This is a genomic window from Psychrosphaera sp. 1_MG-2023, from assembly GCF_030548245.1.
GTDB classification, from domain to species: Bacteria; Pseudomonadota; Gammaproteobacteria; order Enterobacterales; family Alteromonadaceae; genus Psychrosphaera; species Psychrosphaera algicola.
The window spans coordinates 17397-37567 of sequence record NZ_JAUORW010000027.1 but is presented as its reverse complement, the minus strand read 5'-3'; the positions used below and the strand labels follow the sequence as shown (position 1 = coordinate 37567).

Genomic DNA, 20171 nt, shown 5'->3' with positions numbered 1-20171 from the left:
TTGGATTTTTGGATTTTTGGATTTTTGGATTTTTGGATTTTTGGATTTTTGGATTTTTGGATTTTTGGATTTTTGGATTTTTGGAAGGGGTAAACACTAACTATTAGATAGCGCTATACAACTCTTTTTAGCGCCATCTATTTTTGGGGGTGCATTTTTTGAAACCGCACCCCAAACCGATACACATTTACCAACAGATAAACACATCCTAAACTCAATACCGGCGACAATGCCGCGATAAATAGGGTGGCTGCGGTATACATCATTATTCAGCACCGTCATCTTCGTTAAGTGAAAATGTAGCGGCATATTCTTTCGAAATATTTAACGCCATTTTCGCTTGAACTAAAAACGTATCTTGTGTGATATTTTTAGTTTGTGCATGAACCAAAGCTGATACATGTTGAGTTTGATTGTGAATCAAGTTGTCTAATTTCGCTACATTATTGATTTCGTCAATTGTAACCGGTGTAGACATAACCAGACTTGTTGCTAGGATTAATGATTGCATGATAATTCTCCAATTTTAGTTTATTTAATAACTTAGTCGAAGTATTAGTTACAAAGGTTGTGCCATACTCAAAATAAATTTTAAATAACTGATATTAAAGGGATTATCAAAAATTAGCTTTCAAGAGATAAAATAACCAATATGGTTTCAGATTAACATATTGGTTATTTTAACCACTATTTAGTCAATTTCTCTTTGGCGAAAATATGAAGAGGCTTCGTGTAGTAGTTCTTTACCTGGTTTGTCTGACTTAACGCCGTTTTCACTTAAATAACGACGAAATATTTTTGCGCCTGGCAGGCCCTGAAATAGTCCCATCATATGGCGCAGAACATGCCAAGCTCGGCCTCCACCGGCTTCGTAACCAGTAATATAGTCAGACACATGAGATAACACTTCTGTACGGCTTGGCTTTGCAGACTCATTATCTAAATACACAACTTGATCAACATCCGCCATTAAATATGGATTATGGTAAATTTCACGCCCCATCATGACACCGTCCACATGCTTAAGGTGCTCGGTGCATTCTTCCAACGTTTTTATTCCGCCGTTTATAATGATTTCTAACTCTGGATACATTTTTTTAATTTTATAGACACGTTCGTAGTCAAGAGGAGGAATGTCGCGGTTTTCTTTTGGACTTAAGCCCGTCAACCAGGCTTTTCGTGCGTGAATGATAAACGTATCACAACCCGCGTCTTTGACAGTCTCAATAAAAGTTTGTAAAAATTCAAAACTGTCCTGCTCGTCAATTCCAATGCGAGACTTAATTGTCACAGGAATTTCAACAACGGCTTTCATCGCTCGGACACATTCAGCGACCAATTCAGGATTTGCCATTAAACATGCGCCAAACATGCCGTTTTGAACACGGTCTGACGGACAACCAACATTTAAATTTATCTCGTCGTACCCACGCTCTTCCGCAAGTTTTGCACATTTAGCAAGAGCTTCGGGATCGCTACCACCTAGTTGCAATGCCACAGGCTGCTCAGCATCGTTAAATTGTAGGTAGTCGCCTTTACCAAAAATAATGGCCCCTGTTGTTACCATTTCAGTATATAAAACGGCGTGCTTTGACATCGTTCGATAAAAATAACGGCAATGCCTGTCAGTCCAATCGAGCATAGGCGCTACGCAAAATCGACGATCTATCTTATTCGTTGAATTACTAGAAATATTGCTGCGGGACTCCGCTTGATCTTTAATACTGTCCGTCACGTTAAAAACTCTCTTTATACCCAGATTTTCTCAATTCTGCTAAACGCTTACATACAAGTCGTTAAACAATTTTTGCGTTCACAAATTTACTAAAATACACAGATGCTTTGTTCCAACTTAATTTAGCACCGCTAAACCGGAATTGAATAATTACAGAGATTATACACTGAAATCCAACGAACCTTTAACTTAGTCACCATCAAATTAACTAACTGATAAGCAAGTAGAGCAAGCGCCAAAAGCAAAGCCTGGAATACACTATGTAAGGAATTTCTTTACAATCATTGTCAGTATTTTTTACAAATGGCAAAGTACAAAACCCTGTACATTTCTTAACCTAATGAAAACATTAAGTAACTTTGTAAAGGCATGTTAAATGCTTACTCCTATCTGTAAATAAAAATAATAATATTCAAATGAATGGAGACACAAATGAAAAACAAGCACTTTAAATCAATATTGGTGGGCGCAACGCTTGCCATGTCATCATTTGCAAATGCAGGGTTAATGTATGACGCAAATGTCACAAATAACGCCATTTTTGGTAGTGGCAACCTCAACGGTTCTTTTACAGTGATGCAGGAAGATGGCATTGAGCTAGGGCTAAGAGGCAAATTACGACACAATGCTAGCGGTTCCGCCGAAAATACCTTTAATAGTAACGGCGACGGCACGTATTCATTTGATGCCGGTGTTGCACCAACTCAATCAGCGCCAACAGCGGTTTGGAGCTTTGAATGGTCCATTAATTCTGATTTTGATGGCTCGACAGGTAACCACTTAGACGATTATTTATTTGAATTAATAGTAGATAATGATGCTGGAGTTGGCGTTTCTCCAGATACTTACGACTTATTTGGTGGCTATTACGACCACTCAATTGGAACTAATGCTACAGCTCAAGGAGCAGGCGATGAAGCGGCGTATCTTGATGTTGCAGGATTTCAAACTCTGGCAGCCAATAATAACTTGGCACAAAACTCTTGGAAACCGCATTGGTTTTTTGACGCAGGTTTCGATCCAACAGTCGACGGTACGTATGATATTAGCTTAAGAGCAAGTTCAAATGGTCAGCTTGTCGCCATGAACACAATCCAAATCATCGTTGGCAATGGTGCTGTTGAAGTGCCTGAACCATCGACCCTAGCATTTTTTGCTATGGGCCTCGTTGGATTAGCCTCACGCCGATTTGGTAAAAAAGCATAATTTAAACGACAATTTATCGAATAATAATACGGTATAATAGTAGAAAACACCTAGCTAAACCCTAGGTGTTTTTTATTTTTCACTTAAAAAAACATCCATCTATTGATGATTGCATCCGTATTTAAAATACGAAAATGTTTTCGACCTCACCGTTAAAACCCGATCACACGTTTGCAAATAAACTTATACGTTTTAGTTACATCATTTTCTATTCAACAATAATTCACCTGTAAAACAAAAAAAACCAAGGTGTTGATTTAGATAAAAATAATATAAATCATGAAATTTTTTGGCTAAAAAGGATAAGACACCACTCAAAACCAGTGCAAAAATTTGCCATTCGATGGGTGAAAAATATAAACGATTAAGTTACTATTATCTCTGCATTATTTTTAAATTGTACAACCACCAAAGATTAGAACTAATGAAAAAAACACGACTCACCCTAAAAGATGTTGCTAACCAATTAGGCGTTTCAACAGCTACTATTTCAAACGCATTTAATCGCCCAGATCAACTATCAAAAAAAAAGCGTATTGAAATACTAGAGCAGTGTAAAAGAATTGGCTTTGAAGGTCCTAACAAAGCGGCTCAAATATTGCGAAAAGGCCACTCCAATATTATCGGTATTGTACTGTCAGACAATATTGATTACATCATTAGTGATCCGGTTGCGAGCACCTTTATGAAAGGCGCAACTGAAGTCTTACGTGAGCATAAAAAACATACTCTTTTGTACTCTGGCGATTCTGAAAACATAGGCGATATTGCCGACTTCGTTGACGGTTTTATTTGCTATGGTGCTCCCATCAATCAAGCGTTAGTTAGCGAATTAGCTAATCAGTTAAAGCCTGTAGTAACCGTTGATTTCGATATTGAAAATATTCCATCAATTAATGTCGATAATGAAACTGCTTGTTTTGAAATAGCCAAATCGACATTAAAAGAGTCAGATCAAGTTGCTATTTTGGGTCTGCGTTTAATTGACTCTAAAAGTACCTGCCGGATCTACGATTCGCCATTATTAGATTTTGAACACTCAATTTCGCACCGCAGATTAGACGGTTATATTGCAGCGGCTAAAACCGTTGGGATCTCAATCGAAGGAGACCGAATTTGGACAATAGCCAAAAATACTTCCAAGTATGCGAGCCAAGCTGCAAACGAAGCTCTTACGAGTATTCCGCGTCCCGATGTTATTTTATGTATGAGTGATTTAATTGCATTAGAAGTATTAAAACTGGCAAAAGATAAAGGCATAAAAGTGCCAGAAGAATTAAGAATTACGGGCTTCGATGGTATCGATGAAGCGTTGCGTACTCGTCCTTCTTTGACAACGATTTGTCAGGCAAATGCTGAAAAAGGAAAAGCGGCGGCAGAAACTTTGTTGTTAGGGTTAACCACATCAAGGTTAGTTTCATACGAAATGAAGATCGGAGAGTCCACTTAGCTGCAATAGTTTCTGTAATTGCTGTAGTTTCTGTAATTGCTATAAAACATGCACAGACCCAAGTCAGCTTGTCAAACTGGCCGTTTTAAAATTAAGTAAGCACCTCTGAAAAAAGTCTTCGATTTGATGCTCGTCAAATTGATCCCCAGTATTTGGTTGCTTAGTAGCTAGCGCAGGGAACGTGCCATAGCCCGCCAATAAGCAGTGCCATGACATATTACCAAAGTGCGAATTAAGCTTTTGCCTAGCAATTTCCTGACCTAAGTCGCCATTTCGGAACCAAACATCTAACAACTGTAATAAAGGTTCAGATAAGTTATTGTTGTCACGATTTGCTCGCCAATAATCGGTATCATTTCGAGTATTTAATTTGTAGTGAGCAACAATATAGTCTCGTACTCGGTCAAATCGCTCCGTCGTTAAAGTGTTGTATTCATCCTTATGTGTATCTCTAAATTCCCCTTGTTCAAAACAGGCCATAAATGATTCAATTGAAATCTGTACTAAATGCAATGCGGTAGCTTCAAGAGGCTCGATAAAACCTTGGGATAAGCCTATAGCAATGCAATTTTTTTCCCAGTGCGAACTTACTTGTCCTACTTTCATTTTGAGGTGACCAGCAACCTGATCATTGTCTAACAACCCTAAAGCGTCACGCAGTTCATGCTCAGCGCTGTCGGCCGTTTGAAACTGAGAACTATACACATAACCATTGCCAGTACGATGTGTTAGCGGGATTTGCCAACGCCAACCGTTGGACATTGCGATAGACTGAGTTTCCATTTTTGGGGAAATCTCCATCGTCGGTAAAACAATCGCTGAGTCATTAAATAAATTGTCCTTGAACGAATTAAATTTTACACCCAGCGATTGCTGCAACAATTCAGACCTGAAACCTGTGCAGTCGACAAATAACGCTCCCTCGATAGATTCACCGTCGTTACATATCAACTGTTTAATATCACCATTTGGCGAAGTCTCAACGTGTTTAACCGTTGTTAACTTATGATGAACACCAAGTCCGATGGCATGTTGCATTAAAAACTGCCCCAATAAACCAGCGTCAAAATGATACCCATATTCCATTTTAAATGGAAAGTGCTCAGGCACCAGCGGCAGCTTGTCATGCGCTGCTAGATAAGCATTAAATAGAAATTTATCTGGCTGTGTGACAACGTCTAAACCGAGTCGACGCGTTAAACAATTAACAGCAAACGGCCGTTCAGTAAACGTATCTAATTGTGATAGAAAAGGGTGGCTATAGCAGTCTACACCTGATGCGGGACTCCATCCTGAAAATCGAATATTGAGCTTATAAGTGGCGTTACATTGTGCCATCCAATCTGGATCTGATATGCCCATTTTGTTAAAAAAACGTTGTAAGGTTGGTGTCGAGCCTTCGCCAACGCCCACGGTTTTGATGTCTGGAGATTCAACAACAACAATTTCCATTGGTGGAGTTTGCGCGGTTTCTGACAGCCACTGTTTGGCCATGAGATTAGCTGTCATCCAGCCCGCAGTGCCGCCGCCTAAAATAACAATGCGAAATGGTTTAGCCATCCGCTTAACCAACATACTTCGTTAGGAAATCATCATGGGTCATCATTTGTGGCAAAGGAGCCATTTTTGCTTGTTTTATTTTGGCTAGTATAGAAAGCAACTCTTCGCTAGACATTGAATCCGCTGACGGGTGATAACTCGTCGGGTTAATGCCTTGCCCTAACATTACCTGTAACCAAGAGGCATCTAAAAAGATATCATGTTGCTCATTAAACATTGACCCAGTATCTTGGAAGAGTTGGATCTTCTGACTTAATCTTTCAGGTAATTTTAAATTACGCATATCTTGCCAAAAATCAGAATCGGTGCGCTCATTCGCGTAATAGTGCAAAATCACAAAATCTCGAATGGTTTCAATTTCGGTATCCGATTCTTGATTAAATGCATTTGTAACAGACCGAGTTATGCCTTGGGTTGAGAACATTTTAGCTAAGCGAACAACAGCAGATTGGATTAGATAGATACTTGTGGATTCGAGGGGTTCTAAAAAACCACTAGATAGACCAATGGCTACGACATTTTTATGCCACTGTTTTTCTACCTTACCGGTTCTAAACGTTAATTTTCGTGGCGCAGTCTGCGTTTTTCCCTGGACGTTTTCGGTCAAAGTCTTCATGGCATCATCGTCAGACAAATGAGAAGAACTATAAACGATACCATTGCCAGTGCGGTGTGTAAGCGGTATTTGCCACTGCCAACCCACTTTATGGGCTATGCTTCTGGTATAAGGTGGTATCTGTTCCATCTGATCCGTTGCAACCGCTATGGCCGAATCTGCGGGTAACCAATGTGACCAATCTTGATATTTAATACCAAGTGTTTTTTGCAACAACAAACCGCGAGCGCCCGTGCAATCAACAAAAAAATCACCGTCGATTTGTGTGCCATCGGCCAGTTGTATCCCTTCGACAAAATCTGTATCGGCGTTTTGTTTAACATGCTTAATAATGCCTTCAATGCGCTTAACACCATTTTTTTCAGAGTAACGTCTTAAAAATTGACCGTATAAACCTGAATCAAAATGATATGCATAAGGAATTTGATAAATCGGATCTTGGGTGTTCATTTTATTAAATTTGTTTTGCTGGCAACAAAGATAATTGAGGTCGTAATCCCAAATCGAGTCTTCTAAACCTAATTGGGTTTTGGCTCGTAACCAATAATGTTGAAAATTACTGAAGCCAATACTTGTGCCGGGTGATCCGAACGTATGGAAATAGCTTTCACCGTCAACTCGCCAGTTTTCAAATTTAATCGCAAGTTTAATCGAGCCATTTGTTTCTTTTAAAAAAGCACGTTCGTCGATACCTAAAAACTTATTAAACGTTTGAATTGGTGGAATTGTCGCTTCACCGACCCCCACAATACCTATGGCTTCGGATTCTACTAAGGTAATCTCAACCGATTTAGGAAGAACTTTGGACAGTAATGCTGCTGTCATCCAGCCGGCAGTTCCACCCCCTGCTATTACTATCCTCTTAATCGTTTGGGTCATCATAATTTACCTTAACTTTTAATTGACTCTTTTATACCATTCCATAATACCAATTAAATTCCAAACACTATTATACGATGGTATTTATTCAGTATTTTAGGCCAATACAACTTATGCAAATGTAAAAAAAGACCCCTTAAGAAATAGCTCAAAAGGGGTTGAGATTACACAAACAAGCAGTGCATAGTAGAGGTTATTCTTTTGTCAGTGCCGAGCAAGTGCGCCAATTCTATTGGGCCTTCAACTCGAAGCACTTAACGGTACAATTACTTTTTACCATTAATTTACAATATGGCATCGATGGAAAAATATTTGACGTCAACGTCGATAGTCCATTCTCACAAAAAATCTCAGCCGTAGATCTATCAATTATAATGGACAAGGCGATTTCACTTTCATCAATTAACTTTAATGGGGCGACCGCAATTTGGCCAAAGCCTTTATCAATCCATCCAGATTGTGTCCTATCTATCTCAATCGCATTACCCTCGGCAATGTAGTTAATAACGAGCTTTTCGTCTGCGTTATTAGCGAAAGTGATCGTGTTATTACCAATTGATTTATCAAATTTCCAAATGACTTCATAGGCCGACGATTGCGGTAATGACTTAACTTGACCAACGTCTAATATATACTGAGTTCTCAACGCCAAAATATCTTCCGAAGGCAAATTTGATAAAAAGAAGTCGTTATCGGTTTCAACTAAAGTCAATTCTCTCGGTAACGTCATTCCGCCGCGCCATGGATGTGTCGGTAAATCATTGGCATATAGCCAATTAGACATCCAAGCGATGAATATTCGTTTGTTACTGGTCGCTTGTAATCCGTCCCACGTAACACCTGCATAGTTATCTGGGCCGTAATCTAGCCACTTAGTTTCTGTTTGTGACGAAACAAAGTGAGTACCATCAAAATCCCCCAGAAAGTACTGTGTCGCGGACCCTTTGTTTGGACCGCCAGGGTGAATGCTCACAAGCAATGCCCATTTAGTAATGCCATTTGCAGTTGTAAGTGGAAACAAGTCAGGGCATTCCCAAACGCCGCCGTGTTCACCGTAACCTTCACCAAATTCGCTGACCAATTGCCAATCGATAAGATTTCTGGAGACAAAAAACTGAATGACTTGCCCAGCGGCTAAAGCCATCACCCATTGATTGCGCTCGTCGTCCCAAATAACTTTAGGGTCGCGAAAATCTTTGATCCCAGGGTTGGCAATTACGGGGTTATTTTCATACTCTTGCCAAGTTTTACCTGCATCTTGACTAAACGCCAAGCTCTGTACTTGCACTGCGTCTTCAGAATGATGAGTAAATGTGGCAACCAATGGAGGTTGATTGCCATTGCCTAAACCACTTGTATTATTCACGTCGACAACAGCGCCACCAGAAAAGATGTATCCTAACCCCTCTGGCGCAGCATATATTCCGATATCATGATGTTGCCATTGAACTAGGTCAGTTGAGGTTGCGTGTCCCCAGTGCATATTTGCATGTTTGTCACCATCAGGGTTGTACTGGTAAAAAAGGTGGTACACTCCTGCAAAATAAACCATACCATTTGGATCATTTAGCCAATTTTTTTCCGGTGTGAAATGGATGAAAGGGCGCCATTCATCTGTCATGAAGTTATCGCTAATTGTCATATCATCGCTCACAAATAATCGCCATGTTTATTCTTAAAACCAGTTAAATGTCTAGCTGTGGGCCTTGTAATATCCACTTGCTAGTTTATGTCGATAAAGGCTGCCAGCGATAAACTGACAGCCTCTTACACTCTAAATTAACTGTTACTTATTAATAGAAAGAGTAATTCACGTTAAGCATAAACGATGGTCCAAATTGGCGACGAGTGGTTACAACACCGTTATCATCTACCGTTTCTTCATCAACATCGGTCAAGTTGGTACCCTGCAATGAGATACGTAAACCTTTTAAGTACTCGATATCTGAGTCTTCAAAGTCGTAACTAATTTGTGCATCCACTAGAGTCACTCCGCTACGGTTAGCTGATTCAATTTTGTTTGAACCACCACGTTGATACGTTGAGTAATCAGAGCGGTCTGTTCCAGCAACACGAACTTCAAAACCATCCATTGCATAGTAGGCTGTTAACGAGAAGTTTTTGTCTGACTGGCCAGCAATTGGCGAGCCATCATCAAGTTCCGCATCAATAAACGTGGCTGACGCTGCAACACCAAACCCTTCGAGGCTATCATCAAGCATACCAAATGGTACGTTTGCCGTTAGCTCAAGACCTTTAACTTCACCTTGTAAACCATCTTCAAAAAACGAATAGCTACCGTAGTCTGGTGGGGTAATTAAATCACCAGCTGCATATGGCACTTTCTTAGGACCATATTCGCCATCTTCAACAGCAACACGGTCATGGAATCCCGGGATATAATAGTCTGCACCGTCATTCGTTTCGTCATTTCTGAAGTTAATTAACGAACTTTCACCGCTACTTGCTTGAGTTAAGTTCACTAGATCTTTATAGAAAACAACCGCTGACAAATAACCTTCATCTTCAAAATAATGCTCAAAAGACAAGTCGTAGTTATTCGACTCCAACGGACGAAGTGACGGGTTACCTGCAAATTTTGACCACGGAGTCCCGTAATCAACGACATCGTCAATCGTATTTGGAATTGAAATTAGGTCGATGTTTTGATCAAACTTAACAAAACTAGACGCTTTCATCTGGTCGATTCTGGCACGGCTAATGGCTTTATTTGCTGCAAATCGAACAAACTGACTTTCGTTTAGTTCTAAACTTACGTTCAAACTTGGTAAGACATGACTGTAGTCCGCACCGCTTTCAATCTTACAACTGTCATCAATTTGCTTGTCGTTGTTGTCATCACACACCGCGTAATTAGAACCCACAATGCCGTTATAACCTGAAGAAGATTGGTCTGTTTGAATGTATTGCACACCAACATTACCCGTTACGTCATAACCACTGAGTTGAGTTTCAAAGTCACCTTTGATGTAAAAAGTTGTTACTTTTTCTTCAACTAAATAAGTATCACCGAGTCTATCTGGTTCAAGTAAACCAGCGTCGTTAAGCGTATATTCACCGTCTTGATAAGGTGCAAAACCGTCATAGGCAACAACATGTCCTAAACCTGCCCAGCTTAAATCAGCTAACCCATCATAAACATATTTAGATGGAATTGAGTCCGAGAACGGATATGACGACGCAGTAGCAAAGAAACCTTTGTTGTCTTTGTCTTTTTTACGGTCACTATAGTTAATACCAGCGGTGACAGTATGGAATAAATCACTTTCGATGAAACCAACCACTTCCATTCTCATGGTGGTTAACTCTTCGCTGAAATCCGCGTAGTTTAAGAACCCATCCTGAGCATTAAGGTAGCTAAATTCATCTTCGCCATTAGCTGTTAATTCAGAAGTTTTAAAGTCGTCTTCAAGGTTAGCTAAACCACCGCCCCATACTTGTGGACCAGTTAGTTGTAATGCGTCTGGGTCAGAAAATGCGTCTAGGCCCGATGTACCAACAAAAAAGATACCGTCTTGGCTCATTTCAAACGTACGTTCACCAAATTCACCTGAACTTAATGTGCCTGAACGCGCTAGACCAGAATAAGACTCGCCTTGCAAATCACGTTTACTTGACTCACTTTTAGCAACGTCAAATTCAACTGACCAATTTTCATTTAATTTATACCCAACGTTTAAGCCAAATACGCTCAAATCACCGTCTTTTTGTCTTGGGTTATTAATGAGAACTGAGTTTGCATTTACTTGCGTCCCCGTAGTATTAAAACCAGAACCAACAACATTCTCAGCAGCAAACGGTTCTACAAAACCACGAATAATCCCCGAATCTGAATAGCTAATATCTAATGCATCGATAACAATGTTTAGTTTATCATTCGGTTGGAACTGCAATACAGCAGAAACCGTATCTCGTTCTAAAACTGTGCTTTGTACTACGGTATCTAAACCAGACGGTAAAATTTGACCGTCGTCATTTGTGTTATAACCCCAAACACCATACTTTCTTTGATTGTTCGGAGACTCAGTCGTTGCAACCGCGATAGCAAGACCAATTGTGTCATCGGCAAATTTCTCTACAAATGATAAAGAATAACGCTTACCCGTGTTATCAAATTCTGGGTTATCCGATTCTCTGCCGCTAATCTCATAATTACCACTAACTGTTAAGGTTTCTTGAGCTTGCAGCGGGCGTACTGTTTCTAAATTAACCGTACCACCAATGCCTTGAACCATAAGTGACGCGTCAGTCGACTTATAAATTGTCGCACCTGTCATAATCTCTGAAGGATACAGGTCATATTCAACACCACGGTTATCACCGATACCGATTAATTCACGACCATTTAATGATGTCCCCGTAAAATCTTCTTTAAAGCCACGAACAGAAACACCTGAAGTACGACCGTTTACACGTTCGCCCGACATACCTGGTAATCGAGACAATGTTTCTGCGATTGAAGAATCAGGTAACTTGCCGATATCTTCCGCTGAAATAGCTTCAACGATAGAAGAGTTTTCCATTTTCACCGCTTGTGCTCGCATCAAAGAACCACGAATACCCGTGACTGCGATTACTTCGACTTCGTCGTCAACTGCGGTTTCAGCAGCGACTGCATTGTGTGAAAACATTGCCGCTGATACCGCTAGGGACAATATGGTTGGTGTGAATTTATGTGTGTGTTTCATTTAAAAACCCTGCCTTTTTATTATATAAAACTTATTATTTCTGTTGATTATTTAATTATTTATTTTTTTATAACAAACCTGATACAAGTCGTTATTTGCGATAACTAACGTCAAATACAGATCCAAAATTTGATGTCCTCAAACGGTAATTGATGCCGCCACCACTTTTGAATGTTTCTTCTCATTGGTTAATAAAACCCAAGATACAAGTACAAAGAATGCGACCACTGAGCCCAATATTTTATAAGACAGCTGGAAGCCAAGTTGGTCATACATCATGCCAACACCGATGGACAATACCGCTGCGCCTATTTGTGCCATAAAGACAAAACCGACCAAGTAAATTGTTGCTGACAAATGCTCTTCAAAAGTCGCTGAGATGTATTTAAATATTGCAATTAACATGATTGGAAGCTCAGCTGCATGTAATAACTTCATAAACGAAATACTGTAACTGTCGTCAGCAAAACCTGAGCCGATTATACGAAGCGCCATAATTGCACCAGCTAAAATCAAACCGTTTTTTGCACCAATTCGATTTACAATAAACGGAGCCAAAAACATTCCTAAGGCTTCCAACATGACTTGCAACGAATTTAGATAACCGTACATTGCGTTCCCTTCTTCTTTAGAAGGAAAAACCGAAGCAAAATAAGTCGAAAACTGTTGGTCATAAACGCCATATACCGTTGTTACACCAATAACGTAAACGGCCATTGCCAAAAATTGACGATTTTTGAATAACTTCAAAACGTCACTGACATTTAGCGCAGCCGAGGCTTTATCAAAAATAGATTCATCTCTACTTGATGTCGCTGGCACAACAAAGCTAATACACAATAAAAAAATCAGGCCTGATAGGCTGGCTAGCCAAAAATTCAAGTCGGGATTCACGTTAAAAATCTTACCGGTAAAGAAAGCTGCTATTGCCCAGCCAATTGATCCCCACATACGCGCTTTGCCAAATTCAAAACCGGTCATCCGGCCAACACGGTCAACATAACTTTCTATGACCCCTACGCCAGCACTAAACGCTAGCCCAAAATACACGCCACCTAATGCGCCACCTAGCCACACATTTGACTTTAAAAGTGGTGAATAGAGGTATATGGCAAATGGCCCGACAAAGATCAGCAAACCAGAGATAAAAAATAGTACATGTTTTTTTAAACCAAGCTTATCTTGTAGATAACCATATACTGGTAGTATAAACAGAGCGCAAAAAGCACCTAAACTAAAAACAACTCCTCGCTCCTCGCCGTTTAATCCAACAAATTGCTCAAGCCAAATTGAAAAAATAGAGAAACAAAACGACCACGTAAGAAAAAACGTCAGTAAAGCCCCGCTAAGCAACCAATAGTTTCGTTTTGCAATACTCGTCTGCATTCTGTGATCTCTTTTAATAGCAACCATGTAATTTAACCTCTATTGTCTAGCCATAGACATTTGTGGTTGAAACATGACTTACCAACTCAAAAATTTGTTAGTAACAAATTGACTAATTTAAGTGGTGCAACTCATTCATTAAATTCAATACTAGTTAACGTTCACTTTTTAATCAAGCACTTTTCTTAATCAATTAAGAAAAATATCATCACAAAAACACCAAACAACTGATATATAAAATAAAAAACCCACTAAAACATATAAAACATTTAGTTACAGGCCTTGTAGGTAACACCAATCTGGTTATTAGGCCCGCAGTGCTAGGAATAAAAATCCTAATTTAATCATGCTCTTAATATGCGAGAGCAGAACTGCGGTCAAAATAAACTAGACAAATGTTTACTATTTAACCTAATATTAAACTTAATCGTTTAAGTTATTAATAACTGCTTTAACAATAACTAAAAAAACTAGTGTTAAGCATAAGATTACAACGAGTCTTGCAGAGTTTGTTTTTGGTATTTCCAGCAATAACGATATTTTTATTACCGGAAACCTTCAGCATACTTAACTTGTCATCAACGGGTAGGAGAGGAACGTGGAAACAAAAGTAGCGAATAATCAACTGATACGAATTTTGACGTATTTAATGTTCATGATGTTTGCAATGACAACTGACGCAGTTGGTGTGATCATTCCAGAGATCATAAAAGAATTTGACTTAAGTCATACGGCAGCCAGTGCATTTCACTATGGTCCAATGATGGCAATTGCCGCTAGTGGCATGTTACTTGGGTTTCTAGCAGACAAGTTAGGCAGAAAAGTGTCTATAATTATCGGCTTATTAATGTTTTCCGCCGCATGCGGATTATTTGCTATTGGCAGTAGTTTTGCGTTTTTCCTCTTCCTGTTATTAATCTCCGGCGTTGCGATTGGTATATTTAAAACAGCTGCGCTTGCGCTTGTCGGAGACATTACAGTATCTAATTCAGATCACACCAAAACAATGAACCTAGTCGAAGGCTTCTTTGGTGTTGGCGCTATCATAGGGCCATTTATCGTAAGCTATTTATTGGCAAACGATGTGTCGTGGAAATACCTATATATTGTTGCTGGCGTGCTTTGTATCGTTCTTTGTATTTTGGCGGCGTTTTCACATTATCCCACTTACGAAGCTAAACCAAACTCTAAACACAACTTAAAACAAACCTTCGAAATCGTTAAGCAACCAACAACGCTTGGGTTCTCAGCATTAATAGCATGTTATGTCGCATCCGAGGCCGCCATTTACGTTTGGATGCCTTCCCTTCTCAGTGAATACACGGGTTCTCTTGAATACGTTGTGCCTTGGACAATTACCATATTCTTTACCCTTCGAGCACTAGGCCGTTTTGGTGCGGTTTGGGTGTTAAAACATATTAGTTGGGAACTAGCGATGATGCTGTTCTCAGCCGCCATTTGCTTATGTTATGTATTAAGCATGGCATTGAGTTTAGATGTAGCAATTATTCTACTCCCTGCTTCTGGGCTGTTTATGGCCATGATTTACCCAACGCTTAATTCAAAAGGCATCAGCTGTTTTCCTAAAGAACAACACGGCGCCATTGCCGGCGTTATTTTATTCTTTACTGCTGTTGCGGCGTCAGTAGGCCCATTACTTATGGCAATTGTTAGCGACATGATGGGCGGCCAGGCCAAATACGGATTTTACGTTGCTACTGTATTTGCCGCGCTATTGTTTGCAGGTTTGTTCTACAACTGGAAATTTAAACCAGCTCAAGAACAACTTCTTATCCAACAAATTGCAAATAACTAAGGCAGCCTGATGAACTTATCTAGACAAACACAACAGTGCCTTTCTCGAATTAAGCAATCGAGTAACTTTAAGGCATTAACCAACGCAAAGACTGACGTATTTGAGCAACGCTTAGACCAACACTTTCCTAAGTTGTTTAATCTATTTTTATCCATTTATGATAATCAGTACGACCTGTATTTTCATTTAGAGGCACTTGTTTGTGAACTAGCCACTAGTTTTAAAAAACGTCCAGTTGCGTTGCACCGATCTGACAATAAAAGGTTAAACCAGCCCGATTGGTATCGAGATGAAAAAATGGTTGGTATGGCCGTTTACGTCGATTTAGTAGCTGATGACTTAAAAGATCTGATAAGTAAAGTCCCTTACTATAAAGAGTTAGGGATCACTTACTTACATCTAATGCCTTTATATAAGTCACCTGAAGGCGATAGTGACGGTGGCTATGCAGTATCAGATTATCGTCAAGTTGACCCTAAATTAGGCACATCTAAAGACTTAAAAGCTTTATCAAATGCATTAGCAAAAGCCGACATTAATTTGGTGCTCGATTTTGTCTTTAATCATACATCTGACGAACATGAATGGGCGATAAACGCTAAGCAAGGTGATGAGAATTACCAAGACTACTATTTTGTGTTTCCAGACCGCAATGAGCCAGACGAATACGACAAAACACTTCGTGAAATATTTCCATCGGTTCGGCGTGGTTGCTTTAGTTTTGTTGAAGAGTTGCAGCAATGGGTGTGGACGACATTTAATAATTTCCAATGGGATCTGAATTACCAAAATCCATCTGTATTTAGGGCGATGACCCAGGAAATGTTATACCTAGCGAATTTGGGCTGTGACGTTTTGCGTCTAGACGCATTGGCCTTTGTTTGGAAAGAACAAGGCACTCAGTGCGAAAATTTACCTAAAGCTCATTTGCTCATCCAAGCCTTTAATGTTTGTACACAAATCGTTTGCCCAGGTGTTGTGTTTAAATCAGAAGCAATTGTGCATCCTGATGAAGTGGCAAAATATATCGACAAAGACGAGTGCCAAACGTCCTACAACCCTTTACTTATGGCGCTATTGTGGAATTCACTGGCAACCCGCGAAACTGACCTACTAGAACTAAGTTTACAGCGTAGATTTGCTATTGACGACTCATGTAGTTGGGTTAATTACGCCCGTTGTCACGACGACATAGGTTGGACGTTTGACGATGGTGACGCGGGTGAACTTGGTATCAATGGCTATGATCATCGCGCGTTCTTAAACCAGTTTTATACTGGCAGCTTTGACGGTTCTTTTGCCACTGGTCGAGGTTTCCAATACAACCCAGAAAATGGTGATTGTCGCGTATGTGGTTCTCTCGCGTCTTTATGTGGTCTCGAAGATGCATTGGCGACGCAGGATCAATTACACATCGACCACGCTATCGCTCGTATTTGTTTATTGCACGGGATCATCTTGACCATTGGTGGAATTCCTTTGTTATACCAAGGTGACGAACTTGCTGCTCTCAATGATTATTCATATGAAAATGACGATAAAAAACAGCATGATAGCCGATGGGTTAACCGACCTAAAATAACCAACAAGATGCTAACTGATGCGCAAAAGCCCGGCGCACCTCAGAACATTGTAAATAACACAATTAAAAACCTTATTTCCCTAAGAAAAAATAGCCCTGTTATTGGCTTAGGACATACCGACATTCTACCACTTGGTCATAGCCACCTATTTGCCTATAGACGAACATTAAACGCCCATGATGACGCTGTGTTTGTTTGTAATTTTAGTGAGTTTACGCAATCGGTTAGTCTCGAAAAAATAGACATTAATCCAAATGAAAAGCTTGTTGAAAACTTAACGGGCCAAACATACCAGCATAAACCCACCATGACACTGGCACCTTATCAGTTCATGTGGCTTACAAAATCAGCCCTAAATTAATAGGAGAATAATGATGGATAAAGTGATTTGTTTTGGCGAAGCTCTCATCGATATGCTTTCCACTGAACCTGAAAAATTCACCCAATATCCTGGCGGCGCGCCAGCAAATGCCGCCGTCGCGGTGTCTAAGTTAGGCGGTAATGCAATATTTTGTGGCATGTTAGGCAATGACACGTTTGGTAATTATTTGTTTAACAAGTTTGTCGAGTATGGCGTTGAAATTAATTATGTGGCGTGGACGCTCAAGGCAAAAACCGCGTTAGCGTTTGTTACATTAGACGCTAGCGGAGAACGTAGCTTTGAGTTTTATCGCCCACCTTCAGCCGACTTACTATTCACTCCAGATGACTTTGACATCGAAATGTTTGCGGTGAGTTCTATTTTTCATTATTGCTCAAACAGTTTAACTGAAACACAAATAGAACAAAGTACCTATACTGGGATCCAACATGCGGTTGAGCACAATTGCATTGTCTCTATGGACGTTAATTTGCGGATCAATTTGTGGCCAGAAAATGGCGACTATAAGTCAAAGATAATCAAAAGTATGAAGTCGGCAAACATAATCAAAGTCAGCCTTGAAGAATTGCATGAACTTGTACCCGCTGACGGGGCCGATGACTTTTTAGCGGCTTTATTGACTCAACAATGCCAACTAATTCTATTAACTGACGGCGCGAAACCGATAGTGTGTATGACTAAAAACCGAACTTTTGGTGTACCAACGCCAATAGTGGATGTGGTTGACACAACAGCCGCTGGTGACGCCTTTATTGGTGGTTTTCTGTATCAATTGAGTAAGCAAAAAGTAAAACTGAATACGCTAGAGACCTTCGTCAATTCGCCACAGTTAAATAAAAGCGTTTCGTTTGCTGCTCAATGTGGTGCTCACACAGTTACGCAACAAGGCGCTTTTCCCGCTTTACCAGACCAAGCGATGGTGAGTTATTTTGAACAAGAAGGCAATGGATAATGCGCGACAACTCGCACTCATTAGAATTTAAACTTAAAGCCATAGCTATGGTTGTGTATAACGACTACAGTATTTCTGCAGCCGCAGATAAACACTTAGTATCAAATTTTAAGATGTACAGCTGGGTTAAAAAATACGCGCCCATGTTAAAAGAAATGAACAAAAAATCGCATTTAAGACTCAAAGCTGAAGATTCATTAAAGGACGTTCAATTGATAAAAGCATCGGGCGATGATAGTGACAGTAAAGCAACAGCCAATCATGCCAAACCATTACGCCAACGACTTTAACTTATTCGCGCTTAAAATTACTTTTTTAAATAACATCACGCGGCGTATTGCCACCGCGTATCGTTATTACGACTGTAAAATTTTATCCACTTTATGATCAGTTGCCGGTAATGTTAACGTCATAGGTTGGTCGACGTAACTTACCTTCAATAACGCGACATCACGCATAAAATCGATAGATTCTATATCAACCGAAACCACATTTAAGCCGGTTCTTTGCTTGAGATCAGCAAATAAAATCGCTTTGTTTTCTGGCTTAATATTGTCAATCTTTTCATAAACAACATGTTGTATTCCAAATCGATTACGCAATAAACTCGAATCCACCACAAAGGCAAAAGCACATATTGCACCGTTAAGAATAAGCAAGTCTACTTCTGACATTTTGCCCACTGACGTTAATAAAGCAATCGCGGTCACCAAAAATAAGTAAGTCATCTCTTTTATGGTGATCGTTTCCGTTCTATACCTAAGCATAGTGAAAACAGCAAACAGTCCAAACGCAAACTCCATCGACATATCAACGCCATGCAATAGATACGTTATGATAAAGATGCCTAAACCAAACAATAAAAACGAACCCGCAACCGTTGCATTTTTGTTTATTCGAAAATAGCAGCCATAACAAAGCACACTAATAGACACCATATTAATAAAAAAACGTAGGATAAATTGTAAATCGATTTCAGTCATAACAACCTCTTAATAAATTTGAAGTATTCGGTAAGTTAACGCGCAATCATTCGCCCATATTGAGGCACGCTAAACGAGACAATGTTGGTTTAAAGCGGTTGGCTTTTAACGTTGATCCCTTTAATAACGAGCAACCAATGCAATATTTACTAAAACTGGTTGGCGCAATATTATTGCTACTCATGAGTTGATAAAATGGCGAATGTTTTGATATTTTTTGTTGCTTTAATTCGGCAATAAAAAAGCCTGGAAGTTCCACTCGTTTTGTTCCATCGGTTGATAAATACCAAAGGTTAAAATCAAGAGTAAGACGCTCTGCTTGTTGCTCATTTGCCAGTGCGATTCGTTGGTAACCACCGCGTTGAATAATTTCCAAATCGTTGTATTTATCTCGTGTTTGGGACTTAATAAACGGCATCACTGCGTCAAAACCTTGATCTTTTGGAAACAGTTTTTCCCTCGTTTTTATCGTTCGTTTTTTGTTGTTTTTAAACTTAACCTCGATAAAGTGCGTGTCCGTATCAACGTAGTGGCGATGCCTCACTTTATAACGATTTAAGCGGCCATTATGGTGGTCTTTGTACAATCGCATATCCGGTGTATCTAAATATTCATTTTGATAGGTTGAAACACGATTTCCGGCAATTTCTAATACGCTGTAGGACTGATGAATTTGGCCTAATATTTTTGGTAACATACTAATCGGCAACATAAACTTACTGTCGACTCGATCCATCAAATTAGCCTTATCCAGATCGGCCAGACCGTGGCTTTTAAACAACGTTAACGCCCTGGACAGCCCAGAATTTCTTTGAGGGTCAGAGTATTTGGGTGCTGCCGGTGTGTTGTCTAGTTGTTCAGTTTGTACTGCTATCATTGTTGACTCGCTTTGGTCGCTAAACATTAAATAAAGT

General features: G+C 39.7%; 15 protein-coding genes. 6 read left to right on the top strand and 9 right to left on the bottom strand.

Annotation, left to right across the window (positions count from 1 at the left end; translation table 11 throughout):
* Positions 1 to 265: 265 nt before the first annotated feature.
* Complete coding sequence (locus tag Q4575_RS18435; protein WP_215963215.1) at positions 266 to 511, bottom strand: hypothetical protein; 246 nt, start codon at positions 509 to 511, stop codon at positions 266 to 268.
* A gap of 180 nt (positions 512 to 691) precedes the next feature.
* Entirely contained in the window at positions 692 to 1693 is a 1002-nt protein-coding gene (gene dusA / locus Q4575_RS18430) for a tRNA dihydrouridine(20/20a) synthase DusA (protein ID WP_303523813.1), read from the bottom strand.
* A 474-nt stretch (positions 1694 to 2167) separates the two neighbouring features.
* Between dusA and Q4575_RS18425 the strand changes: the two genes are divergently transcribed.
* Both Q4575_RS18425 and Q4575_RS18420 read left to right on the top strand, forming a co-directional pair.
* Positions 2168 to 2941, top strand: a complete 774-nt coding sequence (locus Q4575_RS18425) for a PEP-CTERM sorting domain-containing protein (protein WP_303523810.1) — start codon at positions 2168 to 2170, stop codon at positions 2939 to 2941.
* Between the two features lie 424 nt (positions 2942 to 3365).
* Positions 3366 to 4391 (top strand): LacI family DNA-binding transcriptional regulator, encoded by a 1026-nt coding sequence (locus tag Q4575_RS18420; protein ID WP_215963213.1) that lies wholly within the window; start codon positions 3366 to 3368, stop codon positions 4389 to 4391.
* Positions 4392 to 4454: 63 nt separating this feature from the next.
* Here Q4575_RS18420 and Q4575_RS18415 read toward each other — a convergent pair whose 3' ends face one another.
* The 5 genes from Q4575_RS18415 to Q4575_RS18395 form a co-directional block, all read right to left on the bottom strand.
* On the bottom strand, positions 4455 to 5951 hold the full coding sequence (locus Q4575_RS18415; RefSeq protein WP_303523809.1) for a tryptophan halogenase family protein: 1497 nt from the start codon (positions 5949 to 5951) through the stop codon (positions 4455 to 4457).
* A gap of 4 nt (positions 5952 to 5955) precedes the next feature.
* Entirely contained in the window at positions 5956 to 7446 is a 1491-nt protein-coding gene (locus Q4575_RS18410) for a tryptophan halogenase family protein (RefSeq protein WP_303523812.1), read from the bottom strand.
* A gap of 229 nt (positions 7447 to 7675) precedes the next feature.
* Complete coding sequence (locus tag Q4575_RS18405) at positions 7676 to 9100, bottom strand: glycoside hydrolase family 32 protein (RefSeq protein WP_303523808.1); 1425 nt, start codon at positions 9098 to 9100, stop codon at positions 7676 to 7678.
* Between the two features lie 139 nt (positions 9101 to 9239).
* Positions 9240 to 12155, bottom strand: a complete 2916-nt coding sequence (locus Q4575_RS18400; RefSeq protein ID WP_215963210.1) for a TonB-dependent receptor — start codon at positions 12153 to 12155, stop codon at positions 9240 to 9242.
* Between the two features lie 138 nt (positions 12156 to 12293).
* Positions 12294 to 13541, bottom strand: coding sequence for an MFS transporter (locus tag Q4575_RS18395; RefSeq protein ID WP_303523807.1), 1248 nt, complete (start codon positions 13539 to 13541; stop codon positions 12294 to 12296).
* 649 nt (positions 13542 to 14190) lie between these two features.
* On the opposite strand from Q4575_RS18395, the gene Q4575_RS18390 reads away from it, so the two are divergent.
* From Q4575_RS18390 to Q4575_RS18375, 4 genes are read left to right on the top strand one after another with little or no spacing between them, the layout of a single operon-like run.
* Entirely contained in the window at positions 14191 to 15357 is a 1167-nt protein-coding gene (locus Q4575_RS18390; protein ID WP_303523811.1) for a sugar MFS transporter, read from the top strand.
* A 9-nt stretch (positions 15358 to 15366) separates the two neighbouring features.
* Complete coding sequence (locus tag Q4575_RS18385) at positions 15367 to 17301, top strand: alpha-amylase family protein (RefSeq protein ID WP_303523806.1); 1935 nt, start codon at positions 15367 to 15369, stop codon at positions 17299 to 17301.
* A 13-nt stretch (positions 17302 to 17314) separates the two neighbouring features.
* Positions 17315 to 18274: a carbohydrate kinase gene (locus Q4575_RS18380; protein WP_303523805.1), complete on the top strand. Its 960-nt coding sequence runs from the start codon at positions 17315 to 17317 to the stop codon at positions 18272 to 18274.
* Positions 18274 to 18564, top strand: a complete 291-nt coding sequence (locus Q4575_RS18375; RefSeq protein WP_215963207.1) for a transposase — start codon at positions 18274 to 18276, stop codon at positions 18562 to 18564. Before Q4575_RS18380 ends, Q4575_RS18375 begins: the two co-directional genes overlap by 1 nt.
* Positions 18565 to 18630: 66 nt before the next feature.
* Here the strand turns inward: Q4575_RS18375 and Q4575_RS18370 are convergent, their stop codons facing one another.
* Together Q4575_RS18370 and Q4575_RS18365 are read right to left on the bottom strand one after the other, a co-directional pair.
* Positions 18631 to 19257 (bottom strand): DUF4956 domain-containing protein, encoded by a 627-nt coding sequence (locus Q4575_RS18370; RefSeq protein WP_215963206.1) that lies wholly within the window; start codon positions 19255 to 19257, stop codon positions 18631 to 18633.
* 46 nt (positions 19258 to 19303) lie between these two features.
* A complete protein-coding gene (locus Q4575_RS18365; protein WP_303523803.1) occupies positions 19304 to 20134 on the bottom strand; it encodes a polyphosphate polymerase domain-containing protein in 831 nt (276 codons plus the stop codon).
* Positions 20135 to 20171: the final 37 nt, after the last annotated feature.

Bases quoted from the DNA above. Each gene is read 5' to 3' on its own strand.
- Q4575_RS18365 (WP_303523803.1), bottom strand. From the start codon at position 20,134: ATGATAGCAGTACAAACTGAACAACTAGACAACACACCGGCAGCACCC.
- Q4575_RS18395 (WP_303523807.1), bottom strand. From the start codon at position 13,541: ATGCAGACGAGTATTGCAAAACGAAACTATTGGTTGCTTAGCGGGGCT.
- Q4575_RS18370 (WP_215963206.1), bottom strand. From the start codon at position 19,257: ATGACTGAAATCGATTTACAATTTATCCTACGTTTTTTTATTAATATG.
- Q4575_RS18385 (WP_303523806.1), top strand. From the start codon at position 15,367: ATGAACTTATCTAGACAAACACAACAGTGCCTTTCTCGAATTAAGCAA.
- Q4575_RS18435 (WP_215963215.1), bottom strand. From the start codon at position 511: ATGCAATCATTAATCCTAGCAACAAGTCTGGTTATGTCTACACCGGTT.
- Q4575_RS18415 (WP_303523809.1), bottom strand. From the start codon at position 5,951: ATGGCTAAACCATTTCGCATTGTTATTTTAGGCGGCGGCACTGCGGGC.
- Q4575_RS18390 (WP_303523811.1), top strand. From the start codon at position 14,191: ATGTTCATGATGTTTGCAATGACAACTGACGCAGTTGGTGTGATCATT.
- Q4575_RS18380 (WP_303523805.1), top strand. From the start codon at position 17,315: ATGGATAAAGTGATTTGTTTTGGCGAAGCTCTCATCGATATGCTTTCC.
- Q4575_RS18420 (WP_215963213.1), top strand. From the start codon at position 3,366: ATGAAAAAAACACGACTCACCCTAAAAGATGTTGCTAACCAATTAGGC.
- Q4575_RS18410 (WP_303523812.1), bottom strand. From the start codon at position 7,446: ATGACCCAAACGATTAAGAGGATAGTAATAGCAGGGGGTGGAACTGCC.
- Q4575_RS18425 (WP_303523810.1), top strand. From the start codon at position 2,168: ATGAAAAACAAGCACTTTAAATCAATATTGGTGGGCGCAACGCTTGCC.
- Q4575_RS18375 (WP_215963207.1), top strand. From the start codon at position 18,274: ATGCGCGACAACTCGCACTCATTAGAATTTAAACTTAAAGCCATAGCT.
- Q4575_RS18400 (WP_215963210.1), bottom strand. From the start codon at position 12,155: ATGAAACACACACATAAATTCACACCAACCATATTGTCCCTAGCGGTA.